This window comes from Kitasatospora sp. NPDC051702 (assembly GCF_040681575.1).
In the GTDB taxonomy this organism is placed as follows: domain Bacteria; phylum Actinomycetota; class Actinomycetes; order Streptomycetales; family Streptomycetaceae; genus Kitasatospora.
In genome coordinates this window covers 83516-109670 of record NZ_JBFAZB010000020.1, presented here as the reverse complement: position 1 = coordinate 109670, position 26155 = coordinate 83516, and the positions used below count along the sequence as shown (strand labels likewise).

Sequence of the window (26155 nt, the reverse complement as noted above, 5' to 3'; positions counted from 1 at the left end):
GCACCGGCCGTCGCCGTACCCGGGCGGAGAGGAGACCCCGTACCCGGGCGGGGAGGAAGCCCCGTACCCGGGCGGGGAGGAAGCCCGGACCCCGCCGCGGCGGCGAGGAAGCCCCGGCCACGGGCGGCGCGAAGCCCCCCGGACGCCGGGGGAAAACCCCCGGAGCCGTGCCTCAGCCGCCCGCCAGCACCCCGCAGACCTGCCACGCCGGGTGCGCGTGGTTGCCCGGGTCGATCGCCGCCGGCGCCGGGACCTGGGTGCCCTGCGCGGTCGCGAGCACCGGCTGCAGGAACCCGGCCATCGAACCGCTGCAGGGCTGGGGGCCGGCCTGGATGACCGAGTCCACCAGCCGCAGCTGCGCCGAGGCGAGGTCGACCCGGTCGAACTGGAAGGTCAGCTGCCGCCGCACGGTCTCCAGGGTCACCGGCGCGCCGGCCGGGGCTCCGGCCGCCTTCAGCGCGTAGACGAAGGTGTGGTCGGTGGTGATCTGCAGGGTGCCGCTGTCCGCCTCGTCGATCCGCATCGCGCCGGTCACCTTGACGGAGTCCGCGGCGAGCGCGACCTGTGCCGGGTCGAAGCGGACCAGCCAGCCGGTGAGCGCGTGGTGCCGGTCGTCGACGGGCTGGGCAACGCTGGTGTCGAACTGGGCCTGCTCCCCCGGGGTCACGAAGGCCCGCACGTCGTCGGTGGCGCCCTGGACGAGGGTGCCCGGAGCGAGCGACGAGGCGACCAGGTAGCGCTGGACGGTGTCGAGCGCCTTGGTGACCTCGACCCGGCTGAAGTGCTCGGTGGCGGCCCCGCTCGGGGTGCCCAGGCCGATCGCACCGTCGCTGTAGCCGACCGGCAGCGCGGCGAACGGATCGGCCGGGTCGGCGACCGGTTTGACCGCCGCGGCGGGGCTCAACGCGACCAGACTGACGGTCAGTTGACTGCCCTCGGGCCGGGCCGAGATCCGGTTCGGCGAGCTGACCCCGAAGTACACCGCAGCCCCGAAGGCCAGCAGGATGAGCAGCAGCAGGGCGAGCGCCTGCCGCGGGACGGTGCCCAGCGGACCGAGCCGCACCCGGGCCCGGGTGGCCTTCCCGAAGGACCCGGCCAGCCGCTCCCGGGCGGACAGCTCCTGGATCCGGGCAGCCCGGACGAACGATTCGTCGAAAACGACGGACCGGTATTCGTCCTCGTTGCCGGAACCACCGTCGGGCGTACCCTCCGGAGGTTCTCGCGGGTCACCCATGACACCAGGGTAAGCCGGATCCGGGCCGCTCCACGAGGGCGCTCACACAGATTCCCGGGAGCGCTCCGTGACCACCCGCCCCGACCCGCACCGCCGCTACGACGTCACCCCGCGGGTGCGGTGACCACGAGCGACGGCTCGGCCGGCGCGGGTCGCGGGTCCGTCCCGGCGCTGCTGCTGCCGGACTCGGGGCGCCGGGGCGGGCCGGCCGGCCCGCCCACGCCCTGGTAGATCGCCGCGACGGCGACCGCCACCAGGCTCACGCCCATGATCACGGCGAGGATCCAGGCCACCGGCCGGTGCCAGCGCTGCTGCGCCACGTACCGTCCGCGCCCGCGCAGCGGGTCGGCACCCCGCCCGCCCCGGCGGCGGCCCTGGCGGCCGGTCGCCCGGCCCGGGCCCGACCAGGGGTCGGGGTAGTGGTGGTCGTCGTCGAGTCCGCTCGGGTACGGGCGCAGCTCCAGCGGCAGCCCGTCCCCGGCCGTGACGTCATACCCCCAGCCCGGGCCCGCGGAGTCCGGCTCGAACCGGGCCTCGGCGGCGGCGAGCTGCCGCTCCTTGGCCGTCGGCTCGTGCACGGCGGCGGACCGGACGAAGGCCTCATCGAAGACCACGGTGGCGAACTCGTCGTCCGCACCACCGTGGTCGGCGCCGTCGGGGTACGGCAAGCCCCCCACATCCTCAGCCACGGATTCAGCGTATTACCGGGCGGGCGATTTGTCTGTGGCTCCTCGCAGTTGGTCCGTCGCCCGTGTGACGCGGGGCGCTCCGGGCCGGGTCAGCCGGCGTCCGCGGCCCCGCCGACGGTCTGCGTCGCCTCGCCCCGCACGTGCCCGTCACCAGTGACGATGTACTTGGTGCTGGTCAGCTCCGGCAGGCCCATCGGGCCGCGGGCGTGCAGCTTCTGGGTGGAGATCCCGATCTCCGCGCCGAAGCCGAACTCACCGCCGTCGGTGAAGCGGGTGGAGGCGTTGACGGCGACGGTGGTCGAGTCGACCAGCTGGGTGAACCGCCGGGCGGCGGCCTGCGAGGTGGTGACGATGGCCTCGGTGTGGCCGGAGGACCAGCGGCGGATGTGCTCCACCGCGGCGTCCAGCGAGGGCACCACGGCCGCCGCCAGGTCGTAGGAGAGGTACTCGGTGCCCCAGTCCTCGTCGGTGGCGGGCACCGCGGTGACGCCGGTGCCCTCGGCGGCCTTGAGCACCGCGTCGTCGCCGTGCACGGTGACCCCGGCCTCGGCGAGGGCGGCCAGCGCGAGCGGCAGGAAGGCGTCCGCGACGTCCTGGTGGACCAGCAGCGTCTCGGCGGAGTTGCAGACGCTGACCCGCTGCGCCTTGGAGTTCAGCAGGATGCCGACGGCCATCGCCAGGTCGGTCCGCGCGTCCACGTAGACGTGGCAGTTGCCGGTGCCGGTCTCGATCACGGGGACGGTCGAGCCCTCGACCACGGCGCGGATCAGCGAGGCGCCGCCGCGCGGGATGAGCACGTCGACGAGGCCCCGGGCGCGCATCAGCTCCTGGACGGACTCGCGGCTCTCTCCCGGCACCAGCTGGACGGCGTCGGCGGGCAGTCCGGCGGCGGCGACGGCGTCCCGCAGGACGGCGACCAGCGCGGTGTTGGAGCGGTAGGCGGAGGCCGAGCCGCGCAGCAGTACGGCGTTGCCGGACTTGAGGCAGAGGGCCGCGGCGTCCACGGTCACGTTCGGCCGGGCCTCGTAGATGATGCCGACCACGCCGAGCGGCACCCGTACCTGGCGCACGTCCAGGCCGTTGGGCAGCGTGTAGCCGCGCAGCACCTCGCCAACCGGGTCGGGCAGGCCGACGACCTGGCGCACGTCGGCGGCGATCGCGGCGATCCGCTCGTGGTCGAGGCTCAGCCGGTCGATCACCGACTCGGCGGTGCCGGCCTCACGGGCCCGGGCCACGTCCTCGGCGTTGGCCGCGGTGATCTCGGCGCTGCGGGCCACCAGCGCGTCCGCGATCGCCAGCAGCGCGGCGTCCTTCGCCCGGCGCGGCAGCGGGGCGATCGCGGCGGCGGCCTCCCGGGCTCGGCGCGCTACGGCGAGGACGGGGCTGTCGGCGGTGGCGAGGTCGCTGGTCATGCGCCCAGGGTAGCGACTGCGCCGGCCGTGCCGGTCCGCCGTTTCGCCATCCGAACGCCGGGCCGGACGCACCCCGCCGCAGCCGGCCCGCGCGCACCGGCCGGGCCGCGCGATCACCCCGCCCGGACGCACCGCGCCCGGACCCACCGCACCCGCCGCCCGCCCGGCGCTCAGTACGGGTGCACGCCCCCCAGGTGCGGCGACGGGTCGCCGAAGCCCTCCGCCACCCGCTTGTGGTACGTCGCCCGGTCGACCACCTCCAGGCCGACGATCTCCCACGGCGGCAGGTTGGCGGTGAGCTTGTGCTCGCCCCACAGCCGCAGCGCGATCGCCGCCGCGTCGTGCAGGTCCCGGGCCTGCTCCCAGTACCGGATCTCCGCGTGGTCGGCGGCGTAGCGCGCGGTCAGGAAGAACGAGTGGTCGTGCGCCAGCCGCTCCAGCGAGGCCCGCAGCGAGGACAGCGGGGTCACCTGCCCGGACACGCTCAGCACCACGTGCCAGAGCCGGGCCTGCTCCGGCACGGTGGGCGGCTCCCCCTCGTCGGCGCGCTGCGCCGGCGGCCTGCGCACCCCTCGGGGCCCCTGCGGCGGCGGACCGGCCGGCTGCGCGGGGGCGTCCCCGCGTCCGCCGTCGATGCTGGTGAGCCGCCGGCCCGCGGTCCCCGCGGTCAGCGCCGTCTCGCGCCTGCGTTCCACCGGCGGCCTCCTGTTCGGCGATGTCGTGTCGTCCCCCCGCACCGGTCCCGCCGGCCCTCGGCCGACCGGTCCGGCTGCACCCCTCCTCGCCCGCGGCCGGGCCGCTCCCCCTGCGGAGCGGCCCGCCGACCGCGCTCCGCCGGCCGGCCGGTGCCGGCGCGTGGGCCGGTCAGCCGCGCAGAACGACCAGGTCGTCGCGGTGGACGACCTCGCGCTCGTACGCGGCGCCGAACTCCTGGGCCAGGTCGCGGGTGGACCGGCCGAGCAGGCGGGGCAACTCCCTCGCATCAAAGTTGACCAGTCCACGAGCCACGATGTGGCCGTTTTCGGCAAGAAGGTCCACCGGATCACCCGCGGCGAACTCCCCGTCGACCTTGGTGACCCCGGCCGGCAGCAGGGAGGCGCCGCCCGAGACGACCGCCGTGACGGCGCCCGCGTCCAGGTGCAGGGCCCCGCGCGGGCTGCTCGCGTGGGCGAGCCAGAGCATCCGGTCGGAGGTGCGGCTGCCGGTGCGCAGGAACAGGGTGCCGGTGGGCCGGCCGGCCAGCGCGTCGGCGGCGTGGCTGGCGGCGGTGAGCACCACCGGGATGCCCGCTCCGGTGGCGATCCGGGCCGCCTCGACCTTGGTGACCATGCCGCCGGTGCCGACGCCCGCCTTGCCCGCGCTGCCGATCTCGATGCCGTCGAGGTCGTGCGGGCCGCTCACCCGGTCGATCCGGCTGGTGCCGGGCCGGGAGGGGTCGCCGTCGTAGAGCCCGTCGACGTCGGAGAGCAGCACCAGCAGGTCGGCCCGGACGAGGTGGGCGACCAGGGCCGCGAGCCGGTCGTTGTCGCCGAACTTGATTTCGGCGGTGGCGACGGTGTCGTTCTCGTTGACGACCGGCATCGCGCCCATCGCGAGCAGCTGGTCGAGGGTGCGGTAGGCGTTGCGGTAGTGGGCGCGCCGGCTGGCGTCCTCGGCGGTGAGCAGGACCTGGCCGACCCGGATGCCGTAGCGGGCGAAGGAGGCGGTGTAACGGGCGACCAGCAGGCCCTGACCGACGCTGGCGGCGGCCTGCTGGCGGGCGAGGTCCTTGGGGCGCTTGTCGAGGCCGAGCGGCGCGAGCCCGGCGGCGATGGCGCCGGAGGAGACGAGGACCACCTCGGGCGCGTCCGGGCGGGCCCGCACCTTGGCCAGCGCGTCCACCAGGGCGTCGACCCGGTCGGCGTCCAGGCCGCCGGCCGCCGTGGTGAGTGAGGAGGAGCCGACCTTGACGACGATCCGCCGCGCGGTCAGCACCTCCTGCCGCAGTGAGTCCTCGCTCATCTCGCTGTACGCCCTTCCGGTGTGGTGCTGGTGCGGCGGGCCGGGCCCGGCCGTCGCCCCCGAAATCTACGCGATCCGCACAGGTCGCCCTCCGGTTGTTTCACCGGCTGGACCCGTCCCGGTCACGGCCTCGCCACAGCGCGGCCGACAATCCGGATGGCTGGTATGGTCCCTGACCGCAAGCCAGATCGGGGGACGGCTTCTTGCCCGCTGAACCCATTCGTCTTCGACTCTCGTGTCATCGGGCGGCACCGCAATGGGCAGGCCGGCAACGGTTCGCGGTCGCGCGCCCAGGAAAGCGCACCATGCGTACGTACACCACCAAGCTCACCGTCGCCGCCCTGGCGGCGGCCACCGCGCTGTCGCTCGCGGCCTGCGGCCCGGACAACGCGGACACCCCGGCGGGGACGGGCGGCGCCACGGGCGCGGCCCCGGCCCAGACCGGCGCGGCGACCGGCGGCGCGGCCACCGGCGGTGCCGCGACCGGGGGTGCCGCCACGGGCGGCGCGGCCGGCGGCTCGACCGCGGCCCCGACCGGCGCGACCGGCGGCGCGGCCACGGGCGGGGCGGCCACCGCCGGTGCCACGGGCGGGGCGGCCACGGGCGGGGCGGCCACGGCCGGCGCGACCGGTGGCGCGGCCACCGGCGGCGGCGCGGGCGGCGGCAAGCTGCCGCAGGCCGGCACCGCGGTGAAGTTCGGCCAGCCCGCCACCGTCGACTTCGCCGACAAGACCTTCAACGCCGCGGCCAAGCTGGAGATCACCGTCACCGGCGTGACCCCCGGCTCGCTCAAGGACTTCCAGGACGCCAAGGCCCCCACCACGGGCCTGGACGGCCGGGCGATCTACTACGTCAGCTGGACGATGAAGAACCTCGGGGACTCCAAGCTGACCTTCGCGGCGCCCAACTCCAAGTTCAAGGTCTACGACGCCTCGGGCGGCACCGCCAGCTTCGCCAACCCGACCGGCTCCACCCCCGTGGCCAAGTGCACCACCCCGAGCTTCTCGGGTGCCACCAAGGGCGTCGAGTTCAAGGGCTGCGACATCGTCAGCTTCCCGGCCGGCGGCGTCCCGGCGATGGTCGGCTACGGCGACTCGACCGACATCACCAAGGTCCAGGCGGCCTGGACGAAGTGACGTCCCGCCGGCGCTGAACACGCGAGCGGCCCCCGCCACCCGGACGGGTGGCGGGGGCCGCTCGCGGCTGCGCGGACTCAGTCCTCGTCGTCGCCCTCGATGGCGGCCTGGCGGCCGCTGGAGAGCGCCTCGAAGGCGAGGAACTCGGCCTCGGCCGCGTCCCGGCCCTTCTGCTTCTCGCGGCGGCGGTCGACGGCCGGGCGCGGGTTCTCGAAGCGGTGGTCCTCGCCGCGGCGGCCGAGCATCTCGGCGCCGGCGGCCATGGTCGGCTCCCAGTCGAAGACCACGGCGTTGTCGTCCGGGCCGATGATGACGGTGTCGCCCTCGTGGGCGCCGACCTTCCAGAGCCGGTCCTCGACGCCGAGGCGGGCCAGCCGGTCCGCCAGGTAGCCGACGGCCTCGTCGTTGGAGAAGTCGGTCTGGCGGACCCAGCGCTCCGGCTTGCTGCCGCGGATGCGGTAGGCGCCGTCCTCCTCGGTGATGGTGAAGCCGGCGTCGTCCACGGCGACGGGCCGCAGCACGATCCGGGTCGACTCCTCGACGGGCTTGGCGGCCCGCGCCTCGGCGACGATCTGGGCCAGCGCGAAGCTCAGCTCGCGCAGGCCCTTGCGGGAGGCCGCGGAGACCTCGAAGACGCGGTAGCCGCGCTCCTCCAGGGACGCCCGGGTGAGGTCGGCGATGTCCTGGCCGTCCGGCACGTCCACCTTGTTGAGCGCGACCAGGCGCGGCCGGTCCTCGAGACCGCCGTACTGGGCCAGCTCGGCCTCGATGGTCTCCAGGTCGGTCAGCGGGTCGCGGCCCGGCTCCAGGGTGGCGCAGTCCAGCACGTGCACCAGCACCGAGCAGCGCTCGACGTGCCGCAGGAACTCCAGGCCGAGCCCGCGGCCCTGGCTGGCGCCGGGGATCAGGCCGGGCACGTCGGCGATGGTGTAGACCGTGTCGCCGGCGGTGACCACGCCCAGGTTGGGGATCAGGGTGGTGAACGGGTAGTCCGCGATCTTCGGCTTGGCGGCGGAGAGCACCGAGATCAGCGAGGACTTGCCGGCGCTCGGGTACCCCACCAGGGCCACGTCGGCGACGGACTTGAGCTCCATGACGATGTCACGGGCCTCGCCGGGCTCGCCGAGCAGCGCGAAGCCGGGCGCCTTGCGGCGGGCCGAGGCGAGCGCGGCGTTGCCGAGGCCGCCGCGGCCGCCCTGGGCGGCGACGAAGCTGGTGCCGTGGCCGACCAGGTCGGCGAGCACGTTGCCGCTGCGGTCCAGCACCACGGTGCCGTCCGGCACCAGCAGGACGAGGTCCTCGCCGTCCGCGCCGGTGCGGTTGCCGCCCGCGCCGGGCTTGCCGTTGGTGGCCTTGCGCTTGGGCGAGTGGTGGTACTCGAGCAGGGTGGTGATCTGAGCGTCCACGGTGAGGATGACGCTGCCGCCCTCCCCGCCGTTGCCGCCGTCCGGGCCGCCGAGCGGCTTGAACTTCTCGCGGTGCACGGAGGCGCAGCCGTGGCCCCCGTTACCCGCGGCGACGTGAAGTTCGACGCGGTCCACGAAGGTGGTCATGGGTGTGCCTCCAGTACGGATGAGTCTGCTTCTACCTGCGTAAAGCATGAAGGGTGGACCGGAACATTCCGGCCCACCCTTCATTGTGAGTCTGGTGTGACTCAGGCCTCGGAGGCCACGATGTTGACGACCTTGCGGCCGCGACGGGTGCCGAACTGCACCGCACCGGCGGTCAGCGCGAACAGCGTGTCGTCGCCGCCACGGCCGACGCCCGCACCCGGGTGGAAGTGGGTGCCGCGCTGGCGGACGAGGATCTCGCCGGCGGAGACGACCTGGCCGCCGAAGCGCTTCACGCCGAGGCGCTGGGCGTTCGAGTCACGGCCGTTACGGGTAGAGCTTGCGCCCTTCTTGTGTGCCATTTTCGGCTATCCCCTTACTTGCTGACCGAGTCGATGCTGGTGATGCGCACCGCGGTGTGCTTCTGACGGTGACCCTGGCGACGGCGGTAGCCGGTCTTGTTCTTGTAGCGCAGGATGACGATCTTGTCACCCTTGGTCTGGTCGACCACCTCGGCGTGGGCCTTCACGCCGGCGAGGACCCACGGGTCGGAGGTGACGGCCTCGCCGTCGACGACCAGGATGGTCGAGAGCTCGACCGAGTCACCCGGCTTGGCCTCGATACGGTCGATCTCCAGCACGTCGCCGACGGCGACCTTGTGCTGGCGGCCGCCTGCGCGAACGATCGCGTACATGCGGTACCTGCTTTCCTTGCTCGGTCGGAACTCCCGACGCCAGCCACCTGGGTACGGACACAGAGGCCTCTCCCCTCGGAACCGCGCGGACGCGGTCACCTCGGGAAGGTGATGTGCTCGGGAGCGTGGCGTAGACACGCCGAGGGTCAAGAATACGGACCGCCCGCCCGGGGGGCAAACCGGCCCGTACGGCCCGGGGCGGGAAGGGTCCCGCCCCGGGCCGGGGCACTACTCGGCGGCCGTATCACCTTCGGCCGCCGCGGCCTTCTTGGCCGCCGCGCTCGTCCGCTTGGTGGCGGTCTTGCGGGCGGTGGTCTTCTTGGCCGCCGCGGTCGTCTTCTTGGCGGCGGTCTTCTTCGCGGCGGTCTTGCGGGCGGCCCGCTTCTTGGGCGCCGGCGCCTCCTCCGCGGACTCCTCGACCGCGGACCCCTCGACCGCGGCCTCCGCGGCGGGGGCCTCGACGGCCTCCGTCTCCGCGACGGCCCCGGCCTCGGTCTCCGCGACCTCGACGGCCTGCGGCTCCTCGGCGGCGGGGGTCTCGGCCGCGGGGGCCTCGACGGGCTCGGCGGCCGGGGCGGCGGCCTCCAGGGCCGCCTCCAGCGCCGCGTCGGCCCGCGCCTGCAGCACCACGATCTCGGCACCGCCCGGCGTACCGGCCGGAGCCGTCGCCTTGCGCACCGCGCGGCGGCGGGTGCGGCCGGCCGGGGCCGCCGTGACGGCCGGGATCTCGACCAGGTCCGGCTGGGCCGCCGGGGCCTCGGCCGACTCCTCGGTGCCCGGGACCTCCAGGGCCAGCTGGCCCTCGATCTCCTCGCGCACCGGCTCGACCGCGAGCTCGGCATCGGCCTCGACCTCGGCCTCGGTCACGGCGGCCTCGACGGCCTGCGGCTCCTCGTGGGCCGCCCCGCCCTTGCCCCGGCGGCGGCGCTTGCCGCTGCCCGCGGCCGGCTCGACGGCCGGCGCGGCCGGGGTGTGGACGTGGGTGCTCGGCTGCTCCATGTGGACGATCACGCCGCGGCCGTTGCAGTGCACGCACGGCTCGGAGAAGGACTCCAGCAGGCCCTGGCCGACCCGCTTGCGGGTCATCTGGACCAGGCCCAGCGAGGTGACCTCGGCCACCTGGTGCTTGGTCCGGTCCCGGCCCAGGCACTCCAGCAGGCGGCGCAGCACCAGGTCGCGGTTGGACTCCAGCACCATGTCGATGAAGTCGATCACGATGATGCCGCCGAGGTCGCGCAGCCGCAGCTGGCGCACGATCTCCTCGGCCGCCTCGATGTTGTTCCGGGTGACCGTCTCCTCCAGGTTGCCGCCCTGGCCGACGAACTTCCCGGTGTTGACGTCGATGACGACCATCGCCTCGGTGCGGTCGATCACCAGCGACCCGCCGCTGGGCAGCCAGACCTTGCGGTCCAGCGCCTTCATCAGCTGCTCGTCGATCCGGTAGGTGGCGAACACGTCCACCTCGGAGGTCCACCGCTGGAGCCGCTCGGCGAGGTCCGGGGCCACGTTGGAGACGTAGTCGTGGATGGTGTTCCACGCCTCGTCGCCGGAGACGATGACCTTGGTGAAGTCCTCGTTGAAGATGTCGCGGACGACCCGGACGGTCATGTCCGGCTCGCCGTACAGCAGAGCGGGGGCGTTGCCGGTCGCGGCCCTCTTCTGGATGTCCTCCCACTGCTGCTGCAGTCGCTGGACGTCGCGGGTCAGCTCCTCCTCGGAGGCGCCCTCGGCGGCGGTGCGCACGATGACGCCCGCGTCGTCCGGGACGATCTTCTTGAGGATCTGCTTCAGGCGGGCGCGCTCGTTCTCGGGCAACTTGCGCGAGATGCCGGTCATCGAGCCCTCGGGCACGTACACCAGGTAGCGGCCGGGCAGCGAGATCTGGCTGGTCAGGCGGGCGCCCTTGTGGCCGATCGGGTCCTTGGAGACCTGCACCAGCACGGACTGGCCGGACTTCAGCACCGACTCGATCCGGCGCGGGCCGCCGTGGCCGCCCAGCGCGCCGAAGTTGACCTCACCGGCGTACAGCACCGCGTTGCGGCCCTTGCCGATGTCGACGAACGCGGCCTCCATCGACGGCAGCACGTTCTGGACCTTGCCCAGGTAGACGTTGCCGACGTACGAGGTGGCCTGCTCCTTGTTCACGTAGTGCTCGACCAGCACGCCGTCCTCGAGGACGCCGATCTGGGTCCGCTGGCCGTTCTGGCGCACCACCATGACGCGCTCGACGGACTCCCGGCGGGCCAGGAACTCGGCCTCGGTGATGATCGGCACCCGGCGGCGGCCCAGCTCGCGGCCCTCGCGGCGGCGCTGCTTCTTGGCCTCCAGACGGGTCGAGCCCTTGATGGACTGCACCTCGTCCGGGTCGAAGGACGGCTCGGTGGAGCGGCGGCGCGGCTCGCGCACCTTCACGACCGTGCGGACGCCGTCCTCGGTGGTCTCGGCGGTCTCGACGGCACCGGCCTCGCCGCTGCGGCGGCGACGGCGGCGACGGCGGCGGGAGGAGGACAGGCCGGCGGCCAGGTCGTCGTCCTCGTCGCCCTCCTCGTCGGCGGCCTCGGCCGGCTCCTCGGCGGCGGGCTGCTCGGTCTCGAGGGCCTCGTTCTCGAAGTCCTCGGACTCGCCGCGGCGACGGCGGCGGCCACCCCGGCGGCGACGGCGCGACGGACGGCCGTCCTCCTCCCAGTCGCCCTCGGTCTCCGGACCGGCGACGGGGGCCTCGACGACGGGCGCCTCGACGGCCGGCGTCTCGACCGGAGCCTCGGCGGCCTTCTCGGCGGCCTTCTCCGCGGCGCGCTCGGCCCGCTCGGCCTTCTCGGCGGCGCGCTCGGCGGCCTTCACGGCCCGCCCGCCCTTGGAGCGGGCCGGCGGCTGCACCCGCACCGAGGTGCGCACGCGACGGCGGCGGCCGACGCCGCTGTACTCGAACTCGTCCTCCTCGCGCTCGGCGACGGCCGGCTCCTCGGCCTGGGCCGGGGCGGCGGCGGCCGGCTGCTGCGGCTGGGCCGCGGGCTGCGCGACGTACGGGGCCGGCTCCTGGAACACCGGGGCCTGGAAGATCGCGGTGGACGGGCGGACGGCACGGCGGCGCACCCGGCCGGTCGGCTCGGCGACCGGCGCCGGGGCGGGCTCGGGCTCGGGCTCGACGGCCGCGGCCTCCTCGACCGACTCCTCCTCGACGGGCTCCTCGGCGGCGGGCTCCTCGGCGGCGGGCTCCTCGACCGGCGCCTCGACGACCGGCGCGGCCTCGACCACGCGGCGGCGACGGGCCCGGCGGGCCGGAGCCGCAGGGGCCTCCTCGGCCTCGGCGGCGGGCTCCTCGGCCTGCGCCGGGGCGGCGACGGGCTCCTCGGCCGGGGTCTCGGCGGCGGCCGGCGTACCGGCGGGGGCCTCGGCACGCTTGCGGGTGCGACGGGCCCGGACGGGCTTCTCGGCCACCGGCTCGGCGGCCGGAGCGGCCTCGGCGGGCTCCTCGACGGCCTTCTCGGCCGCCTTGGCCGCCTTCGCCGCGGTCGGCTCGGCGGCGACGGCCTCGGCCGCCTCCGGGGTCCCTGCGGGGGCCTCGGCACGCTTGCGGGTGCGACGGGCCCGGACGGGCTTCTCGGCCACCGGCTCGGCGGCCGGAGCGGCCTCGGCCGCCGCGGCCTCGGCGGCGGGCGCCTCGGCCGGGACGACCGTCTCGGCGGCCTCGGTGGCCGCACCCTGCGGGGTCCCCGCGGGGCGGGACACCGCGCGACGGCGGCGGCGCGGCGGCGCCGCGGACGCGCCCTCGCCGCCGGTCGGGGCGGTTTCGTTCTGTTCCGTGGCCGCGGTCTGCTGCGGATCGGTGTTATCGAGCATGCGGGTGGATCTCCCGTCAGGCCCCCGGGCTCCGCATCCGGGCACGGCACGGCACGGGCGGCCGGCCGGCATCGCGACGATGCTCGGGCCGGACCCATTCACGGTGCCGCCGCGCGGACGCGAGGCCGCACAGGGGCTCGTAGTCTCGCTCGGCGCCCCGCCCTCGGCGGGGTGTCGAAAGTCTTCTGGTCTGACCAGTCTTCTGAGGTTTTCCCAAGCTGCGCCGTCCCCCAACCCCGGGTGGCTCCCGGACGGGGTTCCCGGGCCCACCGACCGTCCTGGTCGGCGGGCCGCAGGTGGCCGGCCTGTGCTGCGACGACGCTCGCTCCCCTGGGGAGCCGCGGGAACCTGGAGGACCGTCGGGCCCAGTGAGGCACTGGGCCCGGCCTCCGCCCGTCAGGCGGACGCGGCCCCGCGCACCCCGGCGGCCGTCAGCCGGCCGGGGCCGCGGCGCGGTCGAGCGCCAGCGGGTCGGTCACCGTGCCGGTCTCCTCGTCGAGCGGCCCCTGCGCCAGCCTGGTCACCTCTGCGGGGACCGGCGGCGCCAGGTCGGCCGTCGCACGGAGACCGGACAATACGTCGTCGGGTCGTACGGCGGGTGTGGCGTGTCGTACTACCAGCCGCAGTATCGCACAGGGACGGCCGGTCCGAACATCGTGGTCCGCTCCGGCGGCCGTGTCCGCACCGCCGTCGACCTGCGGCGGGACGAGGTCCAGCGCCGCCACGGCGCCGCGCGCGTCGAAGACCCGCACGCCGTTCTTGGTCGTGCGTTCGACCTCGACCCGCTCCTCGGCCAGGAACGCCTTGACCGCGCCGGCCGCCTCGTCCGGCTCGACGCCGTCCAGCCGGACCAGCCACTCGGAGGCCTCCAGGCGCTCCACGAAGTTCGGCGTCCGCACCTCGACCGCGTCGATCACGTCCAGGCCGGGCGGCAGCGACTCGTCCAGCTGCGCCCGCAGCTCCTCGGGGTCGCGCAGGGCGGCCAGACCGATCTCCAGGTACTCCGCCTCGCTCGCCACCCCGGTCGGGGCCGCGTTGGCGTAGGAGACCTTCGGGTGCGGGGTGAAGCCGGCCGAATAGGCCATCGGCACGGCGGACCGGCGAAGGGCGCGCTCGAAGGCGCGCTGGAAGTCGCGGTGGCTGGTGAAGCGGAGCCGGCCGCGCTTGGTGTAGCGGAGACGGATCCGCTGCACCGTCGGCGCGGGCGGCGGACCGTCGGGCGTACGGCGTGCCAGGGTCGCTCAGTCCTTAGTCAGTTGTCCCCGTCCGGCGCGGCGAACTGCCGCCACGGTCCGGACTCTGTCACCTCAAAGGGTACGCGCCCCGCCGCCCCCCTCGCTCCGCCCCTGGTCAGCCGTACGCCGACGACCCCCGGCCGGAGCGTTCCGGCCGGGGGTCGTCGGACCCGGGGACTACTTGTTGACGACGCTCAGCGGCAGCAGCTTCTTGCCGGTCGGGCCGATCTGGATCTCCGTCTGCATCTGGGGCTATATGGAGACACGTCCAAAACCGTCGAGGGGGGTCTCCGACATGGCGAAGCGCAGCCGCACGGCCCGTGCCGCGCAGCAGAAGATGTACACGGTCGAAGCTGAGTGGACCGCCTCAGATCTGGCACTGCTGGAGGACCTGAAGAGAGCCGAGGCCGCCCTTCCGGCAGAGGCGCCCCGAGCTCTGCTGTCGGTCCGGCTGTCCGTGCTCACGGAAGACACCACCTCCCCCGTCCGCCAGGAGCTCGACCTCCGCCGTGAGGCGCTGAACCGGGGCTGCCGCGTGGTCGGCGTCGCCAGCGACCTCAACGTGTCCGCCACGAAAGTGCCCCCGTGGAAGCGCAAGCAGCTGGGCGACTGGCTGAACAACCGGGCGCCGGAGTTCGACGTGTTGCTGTTCTGGAAGCTCGACCGGTTCATCCGCCGTCTGTCCGACCTGAACACGATGATCGACTGGGCGTTGAAGTACGGGAAGAACCTGGTCTCCAGGCACGACTCGATCGACCTGACCACGGTCGTCGGGAAGATCCTGGTCACACTGATCGGCGGCATCGCGGAGATCGAGGCCACCAACACGAGCACGCGCGTCGCGAGCCTCTGGGACTACGCGAAGACGCAGTCCGCCTGGCTGGTCGGCAAGCCGGCCTTCGGGTACACCACCGCCGAGGACGAGAACGGGAACGTCGTCCTTGTTATTGAGGCCGACGCCCACAAGGCCCTGCACTGGTGCCGACGCATGGCTCGTCGAGGCGTCTCCGCGACCCGCATGGTCAAGCTGCTGAAGCGCGCGGGCCTCGGCAGCGACGGCCTCACGGTTTCGACCCTCCTGCGCCAGCTCCGCAACCCTGCCTTGATGGGCTACCGCGTAGAAGAGGAGAAGAAGGGCGGCGCTCGCCGGTCCAAGCTCGTCCTGGACAAGGCCGGGAAGCCCATCAGGGTCGCGGAGGCCATTTTCGCCGACGAGGAGTTCAACGAGCTCCAAGCGGATCTCGACAAGCGCAGCAAGAACCAGCCTCAACGCCGGCCCGGTGGCGCCACGAAGTTCCTCGGAGTCTTCATCTGCGCCGACTGCAAGACGCACATGGTGGAACAGCGGAGCCGCGTCAACGGTCGGGTGTACGAGTACCTGCGCTGCCAGGGCTGCCGCGGTGGGGGACCTGGCGCTCCCAACCCCGATGTGATCAACGCCAAGCTCGTCCTCGACGTGCTGTCCGTCCTTGGTGACGAGCCGGTGCAGGTGCGCGAGTACGCACGGGGCGCCGAGGCTCGTGCCCATGTGGCGCAGCTTGAGGAGTCCATCGCCTACTACATGAAGGAGCTGGAGCCCGGCGGCCGGTACGCCAAGACCCGGTTCACACGCGAGCAGGCGGAGGAGACGCTGGACAAGCTGATCACCGAACTCGGAGAGATCGACCCCGAGACCACCGAAGACCGGTGGGTGAACGTGGCCAACGGAAAGACGTTCCGGCAGCAGTGGGAGGAAGGCGGCACCGAGGCCATGGCCGCAGACCTCGTGAGGGTGGGTATCCGCTGTGAAGTCACCCGAACCAAGGTCAAGGGTCAGCGGGCCCCCGCGATCAAGCTGCGCCTCATGATCCCCAAGGACTACCGCGACCGGCTGATCGTCAAGGAAGACGACTTCGCAAGCAAGCTCTGACGCAACAGCCGGCCCGAAGGCCGAACGGCATGCGACAGGCCCCGGCAGCAGTGTCGGGGCCTGTCGTCGTCAGTGCTTGGCCGGGTCGTATGGCTCCTCGTTCCCGTCCTCGTCGACGATGACGATCTCGCTCTTGATGGCCTGCCACTGAGTCCGTCTCAACGGCTCTGCCCACTCGGCAGGACCGACGACAGTGGGCGTCGCATCTCGCGCGCCAGGACGGGTGATCACAGCGCCTCCCTATTAGCGCCGGAGCATCTCGCCTCTTCACGGGCCATCTCCCGGTTGGTGGCGAGGTCTTCGGCGATGCCGGCGGCGATGAGTGCTTCGGCGGGGGTGTGGCCGGTTCCGGCGAAGCGCCAGGCGGATTCGGTGGTGGTGTCGGTGTCCCAGTCGATGTACAGGGCGGGGGCGCCGGCGAGGGTGCGGGCGTGTTCGGTGCGGTCGGCTCGGAGTTGGCCGTAGGTGGTGGAGTAGACGTGGGTTTTGGTGAGGCAGTGGCCCCTGTAGCCGAGCATGTGGGCCCAGGTGCGAAGGCGCAGGTGGCGTAGTTCGGGCAGTTCGCCGAGGCGCCAGGCGGTGGCGATGAGGGCCCGGATATGTGGGGTGACGTGCAGGGCTCGTATCTCGTCGATGGATTCGATGCGGCGGTCGACGGCGCCGGCCGCTTCCACGCTCTTGCTCGTGTACTTGGCGACGTAGGCGGCTACCGCGTCGTCGGTGAGGCGTGCGCCGTCGCCGCCGGTGAGGGGGTGGGCGTCGAGCTGGGTACCGAAGCGGAGCCGTCCGTCGCCGAATGCGGCCGATTCGGGGCGCGGCAGGGCGACGGCGGCAGCCGCGGAGCGCACCGTGTCCATGAGGAGGTCTGCGGTTGCCCAGGGCGGGGGCGGGTCGGTGGGTCCCGTGGGTCCGTCGAAGCGGACGACGGCGTGGAAGTGGACCGCGCCGCGCTTCTGGTACTCGGCGACCTTCGCGGCCGAGACCCGGATCAGCTTGCGGACGGCCGTGCGGCCGACGCCGGCCCGAGTGGCGACGTGGTGGTACAGGTTGTCCCGGAAGGCCTTCCACAACGCCGGGGCCATCGCGTTCCACAGGACGTGGCCCGGGTAGTCGTAGCAGTCCGCGCAGAGCGGCTGTCCGATGAGCGGGTCCGTGTCGGAGTGGGTCCGGCCGCAGCCGTGCCGGCCTCCGTGTTCGCAGCGCCGGCGCCGGGCCCGGTGGCATTCGCCGGCGCGGTGGACCGGGCCGAACGAGGGCGCGGTGAGGGTGACGAACAGCCGCGGGTGCGTGCGCACCGTCTCCGGGACGCCTTTGCCGCCGGTGAGGCCGGAGCGGACCAGGTGGAAGGTGTCGCCGCTGTGCTCGCGCGAGCAGGACGGGCACCGGGTGGCGCGGCGGTTGCGGCAGCGGACGGCGAGCCGGCCGCCGGGTTCGGTGGCGGTCGAGTAGTGCCGCAGGACTTCACCGGTGTCGGCGTCCAGGGTGGTGGTGTGTCCGGTGAGGTAGACCGGTTCCGCGCAGCCGCCGGTGGCGCGGATCTGTTCGATCCAGCGGTTCAGGTCCGGCATCTCACCGAGGCGGACCAAGTCCCGGTCTATGGAGGGTAGTTGGCGCAGCCGCGCCTCCCGGGAGAGGTAGGCGCGGCGTGCGGTGGGGTCGGTGTACGGGTTGGGGGCGGTCATGGGGGGTGTCTCCAGGGCCAGGGGTTGCCGGGCCCCGGCCGGGCCAAACTGTGTGTGGCGCGGCCGGGGGTGGCGTGGGGGCGGGTGGAGGGGGTCCGGCGGATCGGGGTCGGTCCGCCGGTGGGGGCTGGGCTGGCTGGCACGGTGATCACTCGCTTTCAGGTGGTGGTGTGGGTGAGGCCTTGGACGATCCAGGTCACGGCGTAGACGATCGGGTCGGTCCAGCCGATGCGGTCGAGGTAGATGGCGAGGACGCCGACGAGGGCGACGTGCCAGGCCTTGATTTCGCCGGAGCGCACCAGGAGGAAGGTGGCCAGGGCGAGGAAGGCGATCAGGACGAGGGCCGGGCCGTTGCCCATCAGAGGTAGACCCCTTCACTCGGCTCGTCGACGTGCAGGCCGGGCCAGGTGGGGGCGAGACGGGCGTACTTGCCCGCGACGCGGCGGGCCTGGTCGGGGGCGACGTGGATCGAGCGGGCCCGGAGCCACTGGCCGTCGGTGTCCGCGGTGATGGCGACGCCCTGTTCGGCGAGCGTGATGCGCTGCGCTGCGGCGAGGGCGTCCTTGTTGAGGTCGCCGAGCGCCATCTCCGCCGTTCCCGCGTCGCTGACCCGGTGGCAGATCCGGCCGGCCAGCTGCGCCCGCAGCGCGGTGACGCCGGGGCCGAGGTCGGAGCCGACCCGCTGACCGGCGATCACCAGGTGAATCCCGAGGGCGGCGCCGAGCTGGGCCAGGCGCAGGAGGTTGGTGGAGATCTCCCCGACTTCCGCCTTGTCCTCCCGCGTGGCCATCAGGTACAGCTCGGCGACCTCGTCGACGATGAGGACGACGGGCAGCACCCGGAGCTTGGCGGGCAGGTCCCAGATCGAGCGGGCACCGACCGAGCGGCACAACTGCATGCGTGCTTCCGTCTCGGCGACGAGTTCGGCCAGGAGCCTCGCAGCCTCGGCCCGGGTGGAGGCCAGGGCCGAGAGCCGGTCCTCGAAGAGCGAGAGTTCCATGCCGCCCTTGAGGTCGATGCCGAACAGGGCGACGCGTTGCGGGGCGAGTTCCTTCACCAGGGAGGCGATGAGGGTGGACTTGCCGGAGCGGGTGGCGCCGACGATCAGCCAGTGCGGGGTGCGCCGGAAGTCGATCACCCACGCGCGGCCGTCCTCCAGCAGCCCGACCACCGCCCGCAGCGCGCGCTGTTTCAGCTGGTACGGCACGACGGGCGCCCGCAGCGGGTCCCAGGCCAGCGCGGAGAGGGTGACGAATCCGCGCTCGTCGGAGAACAGCCGGACGGCGTGGACCCGCCAGGCGTGCGTGAGTGCTTCCACGGCGGACAGGAAGTGGTCCGGGACCTGCCCCGGGTGCATCCGCACCGCCACGTCCAGGCCGCCGCGCCGCAGCTTCGGCGCGCCGAGGCGGGGCGGGACCGGCTTGAGGGGATCACCCCGCACCACCAGGTCACCGAGCAGGGCCCGACTGGGGCGCTTGGCGACGGCGAGGCCGAGGTTCGTGGTCAGCCGCCGCCAGGTGAGCCGGACCCTGATCACGGTGACGGGGTAGCCGAGTAGGCACCACCAGATGTAGGGGTAGGAGCGCCGCAGCCCGGGAGCGGTCGCGATGAGGATGAGCACCGTGGCGAGCAGCGCCACCCACAGGAGTTGGGCGAGGATCACGGCCGCTCCCCGTTCTCCATGGCGGTGTTGTGGGCTTCGGTCTCCAGGTCGCGGGCCTGGCCGGCGGCCTTGTCGGCGAGGGTGGCGATGTGGTCGAAGAGCTGGGCGCCGCTGCTGTCGGCGGCGAACGGGTTGACCTCGTCGGCCAGGTCGCCGAGTTCGCACAGGAGACGACGGAGCCGGGCGCGGGTGACGGTGCTCATCAGGCGTCACCACCCTTGCGCGAGGCCGACGCCGGGGCGGGGACGGGGGTGATGGCGTCGGCGCGGAAGGACAGGCCGTGCCGGTCCCCCATCGCCCAGGAGAAGGCGGTCAGGCCGGTGACGTGCACCCGCACGCCCTCCACGACGCCGACCGGTTCGCCGGACACGCTGATCTCGATGATCGAGGCCCGCCGGCCGTCCTGCCGCACCGCGACACCGACCGTGTAGACGGTCTGCCCCTCACGGTCCTTACGGACTTCACCGGTCTCGCGGTTGGCGATCCGCACCTCGGGGGCGACGATGCAGGTCATCGTGCCGAGCCGGGTTCCGTCCACGGGAATGGACTGCATGAGCGCACACTCCAATGACGCAAAGGCCGTTTAACGTCGGTCGTCAAACGTACTTACCTTTGCGCTTAAATGATGCGCCGCCTTGACGCCCCGGCGCAAGCGATTCATGCTTACGTTTAACGGCTAGCGACTGATGACAGACATGCACATGCGGCCCGAGCTGGGCAAACGATCACAGATAACGACTCGATAACCACACGACACGCGCGAAGCGGGCCTTCCCCGGCGCCCGCACCAAGGGGTTCGACACGATGGCGATCATCCGGAACGAGGCACTGCACAAGCAGGTAGCGGCGGCGATGCGACAGGCGATCGCCGCCGGCGAATGGCCCCCTGGCACGCAGCTGCCCACGGAGACCGATCTCGCCGAGAAGTACGGCGTCTCCCGACCAACCGTCAGGCTCGCCGTCGCCGCCCTACGCGGTGAAGGTCAGTTGGACGTCAAGCAGGGACGAGGCACCTTCGTCCGCCCCACCGTCCACGGCCCCGCTGACACCATGGAGCGCACCGTCACCCTCCGGGGCAGTCAGTACGAGACGCCTGTCGACGCGTGGTTCGGCCACGGCGAGGAGCCGACCGTCTACCGCACCCGCACCGACGCGATCACGGCGCCACTTCTGGACATGGACGAGGGCGAGGCGATGTTCGCATGCGACCGCCTGATCACCGACCCTGCCGGCAATGGCCGCGCCCTTCACCGCCTGTTGCTCCCGATGGAGCGCATCACGGGCACCCCCCTGGCTAAAGAGCCCGGAGTGGCACCGGCCGAGGCCTACGCGACGCTCGCCGCCGCCGGGCACGAACCCACCTGGCGCGAGCGGGTCAGCGCCCGCATCCCCCAGCCCGACGAACGGGAAGCCCTCCACCTGTCCGAGGCCGCCGTCCTGCTGGTCGTCCACCGTGTCACCTACGACCGACCGTCGGGTCTGCCGCTGCTACTCGAAGAGACCAGGCTCGGCGCCGAGACCAGCGCCGTGACCTATGACATCGAGGCCACCAAGCCCAAGCGCGCCACCCGCCCCAAGATCACTCGCTAATTGCGATCGATCCAGGATCCAACATGAGCGCTGACGGCGGCAAAGCCCCCCAGGTGTTCTCGACAAGTTGACGAGAGCCATTCCGGCAGCGAGATCAAGAGCCAGGTTGCCCGGTTCGTGCCGAGGAGGGACTGTCCAGGCGAGGTCCCTGGCAGACACCACCCTCGGGGGTCCGCCTGCATTTTGGTGGCGGTCGACCGGCGTTCTTCACCCGCGGTCGGGGGTGATGGGGCCGGTGAGAGCGGCTGGGACGTCGTCGCGGATGGTGAAGACCCCGTCGGTTCCGGTGAGCTCCAGCAGGCGTTTGACCTGAGGCGGAGGGCTGGCGAGGACCAGCTCGACGCCGGTGGCGAGGGCCTCCAGGCGGGTCCTGAGCAGGGCGTTGAGGCCGGTGGAGTCGCAGAAGGTCAGGCCCGCAAGATCGATGACCAGCCGGGGCGGGCGCTCCTTGACCGCGCGGGCGAGGCCAGCGTCCAGAAGAACGTGCTCGCCCTGGTCGACCTGCCCGTCCAGGTGCAGGACGAGGGCGGTCTCGGGAGTGCCTGAGGTCGTGATCCGCAGGCGGGGAGCGTGCCGGGCGTACATGAGCGGGCTCCCTTCCGGCTGGGAGGCTGTCCGCCTTCGATCCTCCCGCTTTCACGGCGGCGTTTTCCACCCGGGCCGGCCTGCCGGAGCCAGCCGCTCAACCCGGCAACACCGCGCCAGCGCACCGGGCAAATCCCGCTGCCCAGCCTGTCGGCGCGGCCCGGCGGCGCACGGGCCCGGGGGAATGTGAACCCGTGCGCCTCCGTCCTGCGCCGACAGGTGTCCGGTTCAACGAGCGGCCCCGACTCAGGGCACGGCCAGCGCGATGTCCCTGCTCCGCCTCAGGGCTGTTCGTCGGTTTCGCCGAGGACCCAGGCGAGCGCGCTGGCGACGCCGGCGGCGAAGCGGCGGACGCTGCCGTCGCGGTCCTCGTGGGTACTTTTCCGGCGCGCGGCCCGTTCCTCGGCCCTGATGATGGCGTCGTTCGGGCGCTCCATCGTGTCGAAGCCGCTGACGGGGCCGAAGGAGCGGTGGCCAGCGACCCATTCGAGGGCCGCCAGGCTTCCCAGCTCCTCGGCGGTCAGCAGACCGGGCAGGGCAGCGAGGCGGGCGGCGACGGCCTCGACCGTGGCGAGCGTGCGGACGCCGGCCCGGCCAAGCGGCGCGTCAGCGGGTGCCATGGTGCTCGGCCTCGGCAGCCTGGAGACAGAAGGACTCGGTGCCGGTCTCGATCAGGATGAAGTGGAAGGTCAGCCTGTCGACAATGGCCGCGCAGAGCCGGGCATCGGTGACCGCCAGTCGGGCTTTGATCCGCTCGATCGTGTGCCGCTGCTTGCGCGGCACCTCCAGATCGGTCCACAGCATCTCGTCGATCCAGACCTTCACCGGCTCCAACACCGACCCCCGCTGCTCCGGCTTCTTGCGCGTCCTCAGCACCGGCGAGCGCTGCGCCTGGCTCACTTTGAACCGCAGAGCCAGCCGCCGACCCGAGACTGTCGGGTCCTGCTGGGGCGCCCGCCGGGTCTTCTCGAAAAGCACCTCGCATAGCAAAGCCACCCCGACCCCCTGACATGACCGTAATCAAGGACCACAGCCTGTCGCGGCGAACCGGAGCAGTCGACGACATTACTCCGAGCGCGGTGTGTCGCACCCTCAGCCCAGGCGGCTCTCAACTCGTTGCCCAAACCGTGGGCTCCCGATCTCACTACCCACCGGCTCTTAAGACACCTGTCTAATACACCCCAGGTGTGGGCGCTCGGACACGACACTGTCGCAACTTGCCTTCACTTACTCAAGCGGCGGCGCCTCCGCGCCGCCGGGCGGGCCCAGCCGCCTCGGCCGGGCTGCGGCCTGCCGGCCGGTCCCGGCCGGGCGCCTGGCCCGCCCGCAAGACACAGCCTGCTCAAAACCGGACGCAAGCGGCCCCGTTCTTTCCTATCAAGTCAGCATGTTGACACTTGCTGCGTTTTGTCAGTAGCCACCAATACGGTGGACCGACCAAGCAGCAGGGAGTGCAGAGTGGTAGCACGGCTCAGCGCCGAGGTCGCACGGCGTCGGATGATCAGCTATGGGATGGACCCGACCGTTCCATACCCCGGAACAGTCGACACCCCGTGGCCTGGCATCTGCCAAACGTGCAAGCAACCAGGCTCACCCACGTTGAGCAACGCCAAGCGCCAGGGCCCATGTGGGCCGTGCGGACGAGAAAAGATGAAGGAGGCCCTGCGCCTGCCTCTGGCCGACGTGGTGCGTGCCTTAGAGGCAAAGGGTGTCATCGTCGTCGGGGATTACGAGAACAATCGGGAGGGAATCGAGTGCATTTGCCTCAAGTGTGGAGCCCTCGTTCATCCAACGTACACGAACGCCATGCGTGAAGGGGTGGGATTATGTGATAAGCAGTGCAAACGCAACCGGATCGGTGACAGCAATTGGGGTGATGCCGAGCAAGCTGCCATCTTCGCCAAAGCCAATGACCTTATCCCCCTTGCTCCATACACGGGAGCGGACGACCCGTGGCCACTTCAATGTGGCAGATGCGGCCACACAGGAAAAAAGACGACCTACAGCGCCATAAAGAGGCTCGGTCACGTCTGCGAGCCATGCGGCCGCGCCCGGCAGGCTGATTCCCGTCGCCTGAGTGAGGTTGAGGCTATCGAAAGCATGCTGCAGGCAAAGCTCAGGCCGGATGTCCCCTACCCCGGCAGCACGGATCTCCACTGGCCGTGCACCTGCCTGGTGTGCCAGACGGAGATCCGCCCTGGACCGCGACTCAACGACGTCCGCAATGGTGGGCAGGGCGGATGCACGAGCTGTGCGGTCACCGGCTTCAAACAGACGGAGCCAGCGCACATTTATCTCGTCGTCAACAACAATATCCGATTCCTAAAATGGGGCAAAACCAACAAGCTGAATAATCGACTTCAGGAGCACGCGCGCCAGGGATTCGATAAGGAAAAGGGGCGATGGCCATTCAAAATCGGCTTGACTGCCTCTATTGTGGAGAATTCAATTAGGCAAGCCGTGCGCGCCCGCGGCGCAACGACTCAAGTCGACAGGGAACTCATGCCCTACAAGGGGCACACCGAGACTGCGAGCCTTGACGAAATTAGCATCACTGAGGTCCTGGCCATCATCGAGCGCTTGGTCTCCCCACAGGGCTATTCCGGTCCCTTCACCTCGGGAGCGCCCGAAGCGGACCCAGTCACACCGAGTGCCACGTAGTATCTGACTCTCTGTTGGGTGCACGTATACCGATCTGGCAGACATCGCGGCCACTACTCTTCATCCGATCCCATCGCAACTATCCGCCGCTCGCCCCCGGCTGACTGGCTGCCCATGCCGCTGCCGCCGCCCGGGCTAGGCTTCCACGCAGCCGGGTCGTCGGAACGGGGTCGGGACTACTGCGCCAGTCGCGGAAGTCCGGCTGCCGCCGGACCTGGGCCTTGACGGCCCTTTCCGCGCCTATCGATCACGATGGCTGGCCATGCCCCGACAAAGCCGAGTCAACTGAGCATCGGCCTCGTAAGAACCACTACACTGCTGGCCCTTCAACCCAGCAGCGGCATAGGGGACCTGGCCACCGCCGGGGTGGCTGGGGTGACCGGCCGATGGAGGCTTTACGCACCTTGCCACGTCGGGGCCCGCGTCGGGCAAGGACGGGGGGCCACTCGGCCACATTGCGGTCAGGCCCAAAAGCCCTGACCGAGTCGCAACAGCTTACGGCCCCCCGACCATGCCCGACCCCAACCCGGCAAGGACACCGCCCAAAGCCTCCCCCAACCGGCCACGCGCACCGGCTCCCCGCCCACCGGGGCCACTCAGGCCGACTCACGGCGCACGAACGCGGCCAGGCGCAGCAGTTCCTCCAGGCGCAGCCAGCCCGCCGCCACACCCTCCAGGCGCACCACCGGCCCGCCCTGGGCGTCGGTGTCGGCGATCGCTCGCAGCTGTGACCGCTGCACGCCACCGGCCGCCAGCAGCGCGTTCAGCTCATCCGCCGCATCGCGCGCGACCCGCCACCCGGCGGCGTAGTCCACGCCCGGCAGCCACACCCACGAGTCCGGATCGAGGCCCGCCGCCAACTCCGCACCGAAGTCGTCGTCCCCGTACAACAGTCCCTCAACTCCCCTGGTCAACAACCGAACCGGCCAACCGTGCGCACACATGCCGAGGAGCCCGATACCATCGGCACCGGGTTCCGACCCACCGGACCACCCCACGGTCCCGCCAAGGTCACGGGGTGGTCCGGTACGTCTTCAGTTGTCCCTGCTCAGGTCAGGGGCCCTACTTCGCAGCCTCGCTCTCGTCGGGGTCACGGCCGAAGATCCGCCGGAACAGCTCCGCTTCGTCCAGGCCGGCCAGCGGATCATCAGCCCCCATGCGCTCCTGCCAGATCTGCCGCGCCAACTGCGCGCGGGAGGTGTCGGCGTACTGGATCTCGGCGAACCACTCCCTTACGTCGCGGTAGGCCGCACGCCGGCTCGGGGAGACGGCCCGCACCGGCCACGAGAACTGGCCACGCAGGGACCACCACCACACGACCCGGCCCCACCAGGTCCGAGGGTCGTGCCGGATCACGGGCGCACCGCCGGATCCGCCGGGTACAGCTTGATGACGTACGGCGTGACCCCGACGAACGCGAGCGCCCGCACCTGGCCGTACATCGCGAGCCGGTGCCCAATCGAGGGCACCGCCTCCGGCCCGAACAGGTCGTCGAAGTACTTCCACTGCTCCGCGTCCAGCGGCAGCGCCCGCAGCGAACCGAGCAGCGCCGTCAGCGCGTCCGACAGCTGGGAGAACCGCGCGGGCTCAGTGACCCCCCGGACCTCCACCGCCACCGGGAACGGATACGGCGCACTCAACTGGGCGGTGTGCCCGGTTCCGGTCATGACCTCGCCTTCCTACGCGCACGGCGCTTGCACGCCGGAACGGTGAGCTTGCGCTCCATCACTTCCAGCTCCACCCGGACCCGCACCGACGGCTGGCGCGTCCGCCGCACTTCCTCGAAGAACACCGTCTTGCCGCCCCGCAGCGGCTCACCCGTGTCCAGCGCCCACCTCAGGTAGCTGATGATCGGCTCGATCGCCTCGCCCAGCGTCGCCGGCTGGTCGATGGGCAACGCGCGCTCCACCGCCTCCAGCAACCTGACCAGGGACTCCACGTACAGCAGCGCGCCCCGGGCGGTGGACAGCAGCTCCGCGTGCCCCATCTCCTCCAGCGGCACCCCGTCCTTGATCTTCTCGACGGCCCAGTACGCCTCATCCACCCGCCACTGCCCGAGGCTGAACGCCAGGTGCGGGAACCGGTCGGCCGGACGGGGCCCCGCCCCGGCGCCAGGCTCCGCGGGAAGGTCCGTCACGCCGCCACCTCCCCCGCGCGGCGCGGGTGCCACCTGTGGACACCCACCGCCTGACCGTTGACGACGATGAACCGCGCCAGCGCTTTCCGCAGCCCCGCACCGCAGTAGAAGCACCGCGTCCCCGTCACTCCGGACGC

26 protein-coding genes are annotated in these 26155 nt (G+C 72.2%); 4 read left to right on the top strand and 22 right to left on the bottom strand.

The annotated features are described in order from the left end of the window. Positions 1-172: 172 nt before the first annotated feature. From AB0N04_RS18855 to proB, 5 genes are all read right to left on the bottom strand, one after another. Positions 173-1234, bottom strand: coding sequence for a hypothetical protein (locus AB0N04_RS18855; RefSeq protein WP_360221811.1), 1062 nt, complete (start codon positions 1232-1234; stop codon positions 173-175). Positions 1235-1338: 104 nt separating this feature from the next. Beyond that, positions 1339-1923 carry a hypothetical protein gene (locus tag AB0N04_RS18850; RefSeq protein ID WP_360221814.1) on the bottom strand — a complete coding sequence of 195 codons (585 nt, stop codon included), beginning with the start codon at positions 1921-1923 and terminating at the stop codon, positions 1339-1341. Positions 1924-2012: 89 nt separating this feature from the next. Further along, positions 2013-3335, bottom strand: a complete 1323-nt coding sequence (locus AB0N04_RS18845; RefSeq protein WP_360221817.1) for a glutamate-5-semialdehyde dehydrogenase — start codon at positions 3333-3335, stop codon at positions 2013-2015. Between the two features lie 170 nt (positions 3336-3505). Further along, positions 3506-4030, bottom strand: coding sequence for a hypothetical protein (locus AB0N04_RS18840; protein WP_360221820.1), 525 nt, complete (start codon positions 4028-4030; stop codon positions 3506-3508). A gap of 169 nt (positions 4031-4199) precedes the next feature. Continuing rightward, complete coding sequence (proB, locus tag AB0N04_RS18835; RefSeq protein WP_360221823.1) at positions 4200-5336, bottom strand: glutamate 5-kinase; 1137 nt, start codon at positions 5334-5336, stop codon at positions 4200-4202. Between the two features lie 305 nt (positions 5337-5641). On the opposite strand from proB, the gene AB0N04_RS18830 reads away from it, so the two are divergent. Then, positions 5642-6472 (top strand): hypothetical protein, encoded by an 831-nt coding sequence (locus AB0N04_RS18830; protein ID WP_360221825.1) that lies wholly within the window; start codon positions 5642-5644, stop codon positions 6470-6472. A 77-nt stretch (positions 6473-6549) separates the two neighbouring features. Here AB0N04_RS18830 and obgE read toward each other — a convergent pair whose 3' ends face one another. From obgE to AB0N04_RS18805, 5 genes are all read right to left on the bottom strand, one after another. Beyond that, entirely contained in the window at positions 6550-8025 is a 1476-nt protein-coding gene (gene obgE, locus AB0N04_RS18825) for a GTPase ObgE (protein WP_360211508.1), read from the bottom strand. 101 nt (positions 8026-8126) lie between these two features. After that, positions 8127-8384: a 50S ribosomal protein L27 gene (gene rpmA / locus AB0N04_RS18820; protein WP_360211510.1), complete on the bottom strand. Its 258-nt coding sequence runs from the start codon at positions 8382-8384 to the stop codon at positions 8127-8129. 14 nt (positions 8385-8398) lie between these two features. Continuing rightward, entirely contained in the window at positions 8399-8716 is a 318-nt protein-coding gene (gene rplU / locus AB0N04_RS18815; RefSeq protein WP_188307842.1) for a 50S ribosomal protein L21, read from the bottom strand. Positions 8717-8944: 228 nt separating this feature from the next. Continuing rightward, the gene (locus AB0N04_RS18810; RefSeq protein ID WP_360211512.1) at positions 8945-12556 is read right to left on the bottom strand and encodes an Rne/Rng family ribonuclease; all 3612 of its coding nucleotides are present in this window, start codon (positions 12554-12556) and stop codon (positions 8945-8947) included. A gap of 431 nt (positions 12557-12987) precedes the next feature. After that, entirely contained in the window at positions 12988-13749 is a 762-nt protein-coding gene (locus tag AB0N04_RS18805) for a TIGR03936 family radical SAM-associated protein (protein WP_360211514.1), read from the bottom strand. A 337-nt stretch (positions 13750-14086) separates the two neighbouring features. Between AB0N04_RS18805 and AB0N04_RS18800 the strand changes: the two genes are divergently transcribed. Continuing rightward, the gene (locus AB0N04_RS18800) at positions 14087-15700 is read left to right on the top strand and encodes a recombinase family protein (protein ID WP_360211663.1); all 1614 of its coding nucleotides are present in this window, start codon (positions 14087-14089) and stop codon (positions 15698-15700) included. A 227-nt stretch (positions 15701-15927) separates the two neighbouring features. On the opposite strand, the gene AB0N04_RS18795 is transcribed toward AB0N04_RS18800, so the two are convergent. From AB0N04_RS18795 to AB0N04_RS18775, 5 genes are all read right to left on the bottom strand, one after another. Beyond that, a complete protein-coding gene (locus tag AB0N04_RS18795; protein WP_360211516.1) occupies positions 15928-17382 on the bottom strand; it encodes a replication initiator in 1455 nt (484 codons plus the stop codon). 158 nt (positions 17383-17540) lie between these two features. After that, positions 17541-17741 carry a hypothetical protein gene (locus AB0N04_RS18790; RefSeq protein ID WP_360211518.1) on the bottom strand — a complete coding sequence of 67 codons (201 nt, stop codon included), beginning with the start codon at positions 17739-17741 and terminating at the stop codon, positions 17541-17543. Then, a complete protein-coding gene (locus AB0N04_RS18785; protein WP_360211665.1) occupies positions 17741-19003 on the bottom strand; it encodes an FtsK/SpoIIIE domain-containing protein in 1263 nt (420 codons plus the stop codon). Before AB0N04_RS18785 ends, AB0N04_RS18790 begins: the two co-directional genes overlap by 1 nt. A gap of 38 nt (positions 19004-19041) precedes the next feature. After that, on the bottom strand, positions 19042-19248 hold the full coding sequence (locus tag AB0N04_RS18780) for a hypothetical protein (RefSeq protein WP_360211520.1): 207 nt from the start codon (positions 19246-19248) through the stop codon (positions 19042-19044). Then, a complete protein-coding gene (locus AB0N04_RS18775; RefSeq protein WP_360211522.1) occupies positions 19248-19598 on the bottom strand; it encodes a hypothetical protein in 351 nt (116 codons plus the stop codon). The genes AB0N04_RS18780 and AB0N04_RS18775 overlap by 1 nt, the downstream gene beginning before the upstream one ends. Positions 19599-19849: 251 nt before the next feature. Here AB0N04_RS18775 and AB0N04_RS18770 point away from each other — a divergent pair, with 251 nt between their 5' ends. Beyond that, positions 19850-20635 (top strand): GntR family transcriptional regulator, encoded by a 786-nt coding sequence (locus AB0N04_RS18770; protein ID WP_360211524.1) that lies wholly within the window; start codon positions 19850-19852, stop codon positions 20633-20635. A gap of 207 nt (positions 20636-20842) precedes the next feature. Here AB0N04_RS18770 and AB0N04_RS18765 read toward each other — a convergent pair whose 3' ends face one another. The 3 genes from AB0N04_RS18765 to AB0N04_RS18755 all read right to left on the bottom strand — a co-directional run bounded on the left by AB0N04_RS18765 (position 20843) and on the right by AB0N04_RS18755 (position 22198). Beyond that, positions 20843-21220 carry an STAS domain-containing protein gene (locus AB0N04_RS18765; protein WP_360211526.1) on the bottom strand — a complete coding sequence of 126 codons (378 nt, stop codon included), beginning with the start codon at positions 21218-21220 and terminating at the stop codon, positions 20843-20845. Positions 21221-21501: 281 nt separating this feature from the next. Then, on the bottom strand, positions 21502-21840 hold the full coding sequence (locus AB0N04_RS18760) for a hypothetical protein (protein ID WP_360211528.1): 339 nt from the start codon (positions 21838-21840) through the stop codon (positions 21502-21504). Then, complete coding sequence (locus tag AB0N04_RS18755; RefSeq protein ID WP_360211671.1) at positions 21827-22198, bottom strand: hypothetical protein; 372 nt, start codon at positions 22196-22198, stop codon at positions 21827-21829. Before AB0N04_RS18755 ends, AB0N04_RS18760 begins: the two co-directional genes overlap by 14 nt. 672 nt (positions 22199-22870) lie before the next feature. Here AB0N04_RS18755 and AB0N04_RS18750 point away from each other — a divergent pair. Beyond that, on the top strand, positions 22871-23881 hold the full coding sequence (locus tag AB0N04_RS18750; RefSeq protein WP_360211530.1) for a hypothetical protein: 1011 nt from the start codon (positions 22871-22873) through the stop codon (positions 23879-23881). Between the two features lie 596 nt (positions 23882-24477). Here AB0N04_RS18750 and AB0N04_RS18745 read toward each other — a convergent pair. The 4 genes from AB0N04_RS18745 to AB0N04_RS18730 form a co-directional block, all read right to left on the bottom strand. Further along, positions 24478-24771: a hypothetical protein gene (locus AB0N04_RS18745; RefSeq protein ID WP_360211532.1), complete on the bottom strand. Its 294-nt coding sequence runs from the start codon at positions 24769-24771 to the stop codon at positions 24478-24480. A gap of 172 nt (positions 24772-24943) precedes the next feature. After that, positions 24944-25237, bottom strand: a complete 294-nt coding sequence (locus AB0N04_RS18740; RefSeq protein WP_360211534.1) for a hypothetical protein — start codon at positions 25235-25237, stop codon at positions 24944-24946. Then, complete coding sequence (locus tag AB0N04_RS18735) at positions 25234-25548, bottom strand: hypothetical protein (RefSeq protein WP_360211536.1); 315 nt, start codon at positions 25546-25548, stop codon at positions 25234-25236. Before AB0N04_RS18735 ends, AB0N04_RS18740 begins: the two co-directional genes overlap by 4 nt. Next, positions 25545-26018, bottom strand: a complete 474-nt coding sequence (locus AB0N04_RS18730; protein ID WP_360211538.1) for a hypothetical protein — start codon at positions 26016-26018, stop codon at positions 25545-25547. Before AB0N04_RS18730 ends, AB0N04_RS18735 begins: the two co-directional genes overlap by 4 nt. Between the last annotated feature and the right edge of the window lie 137 nt (positions 26019-26155).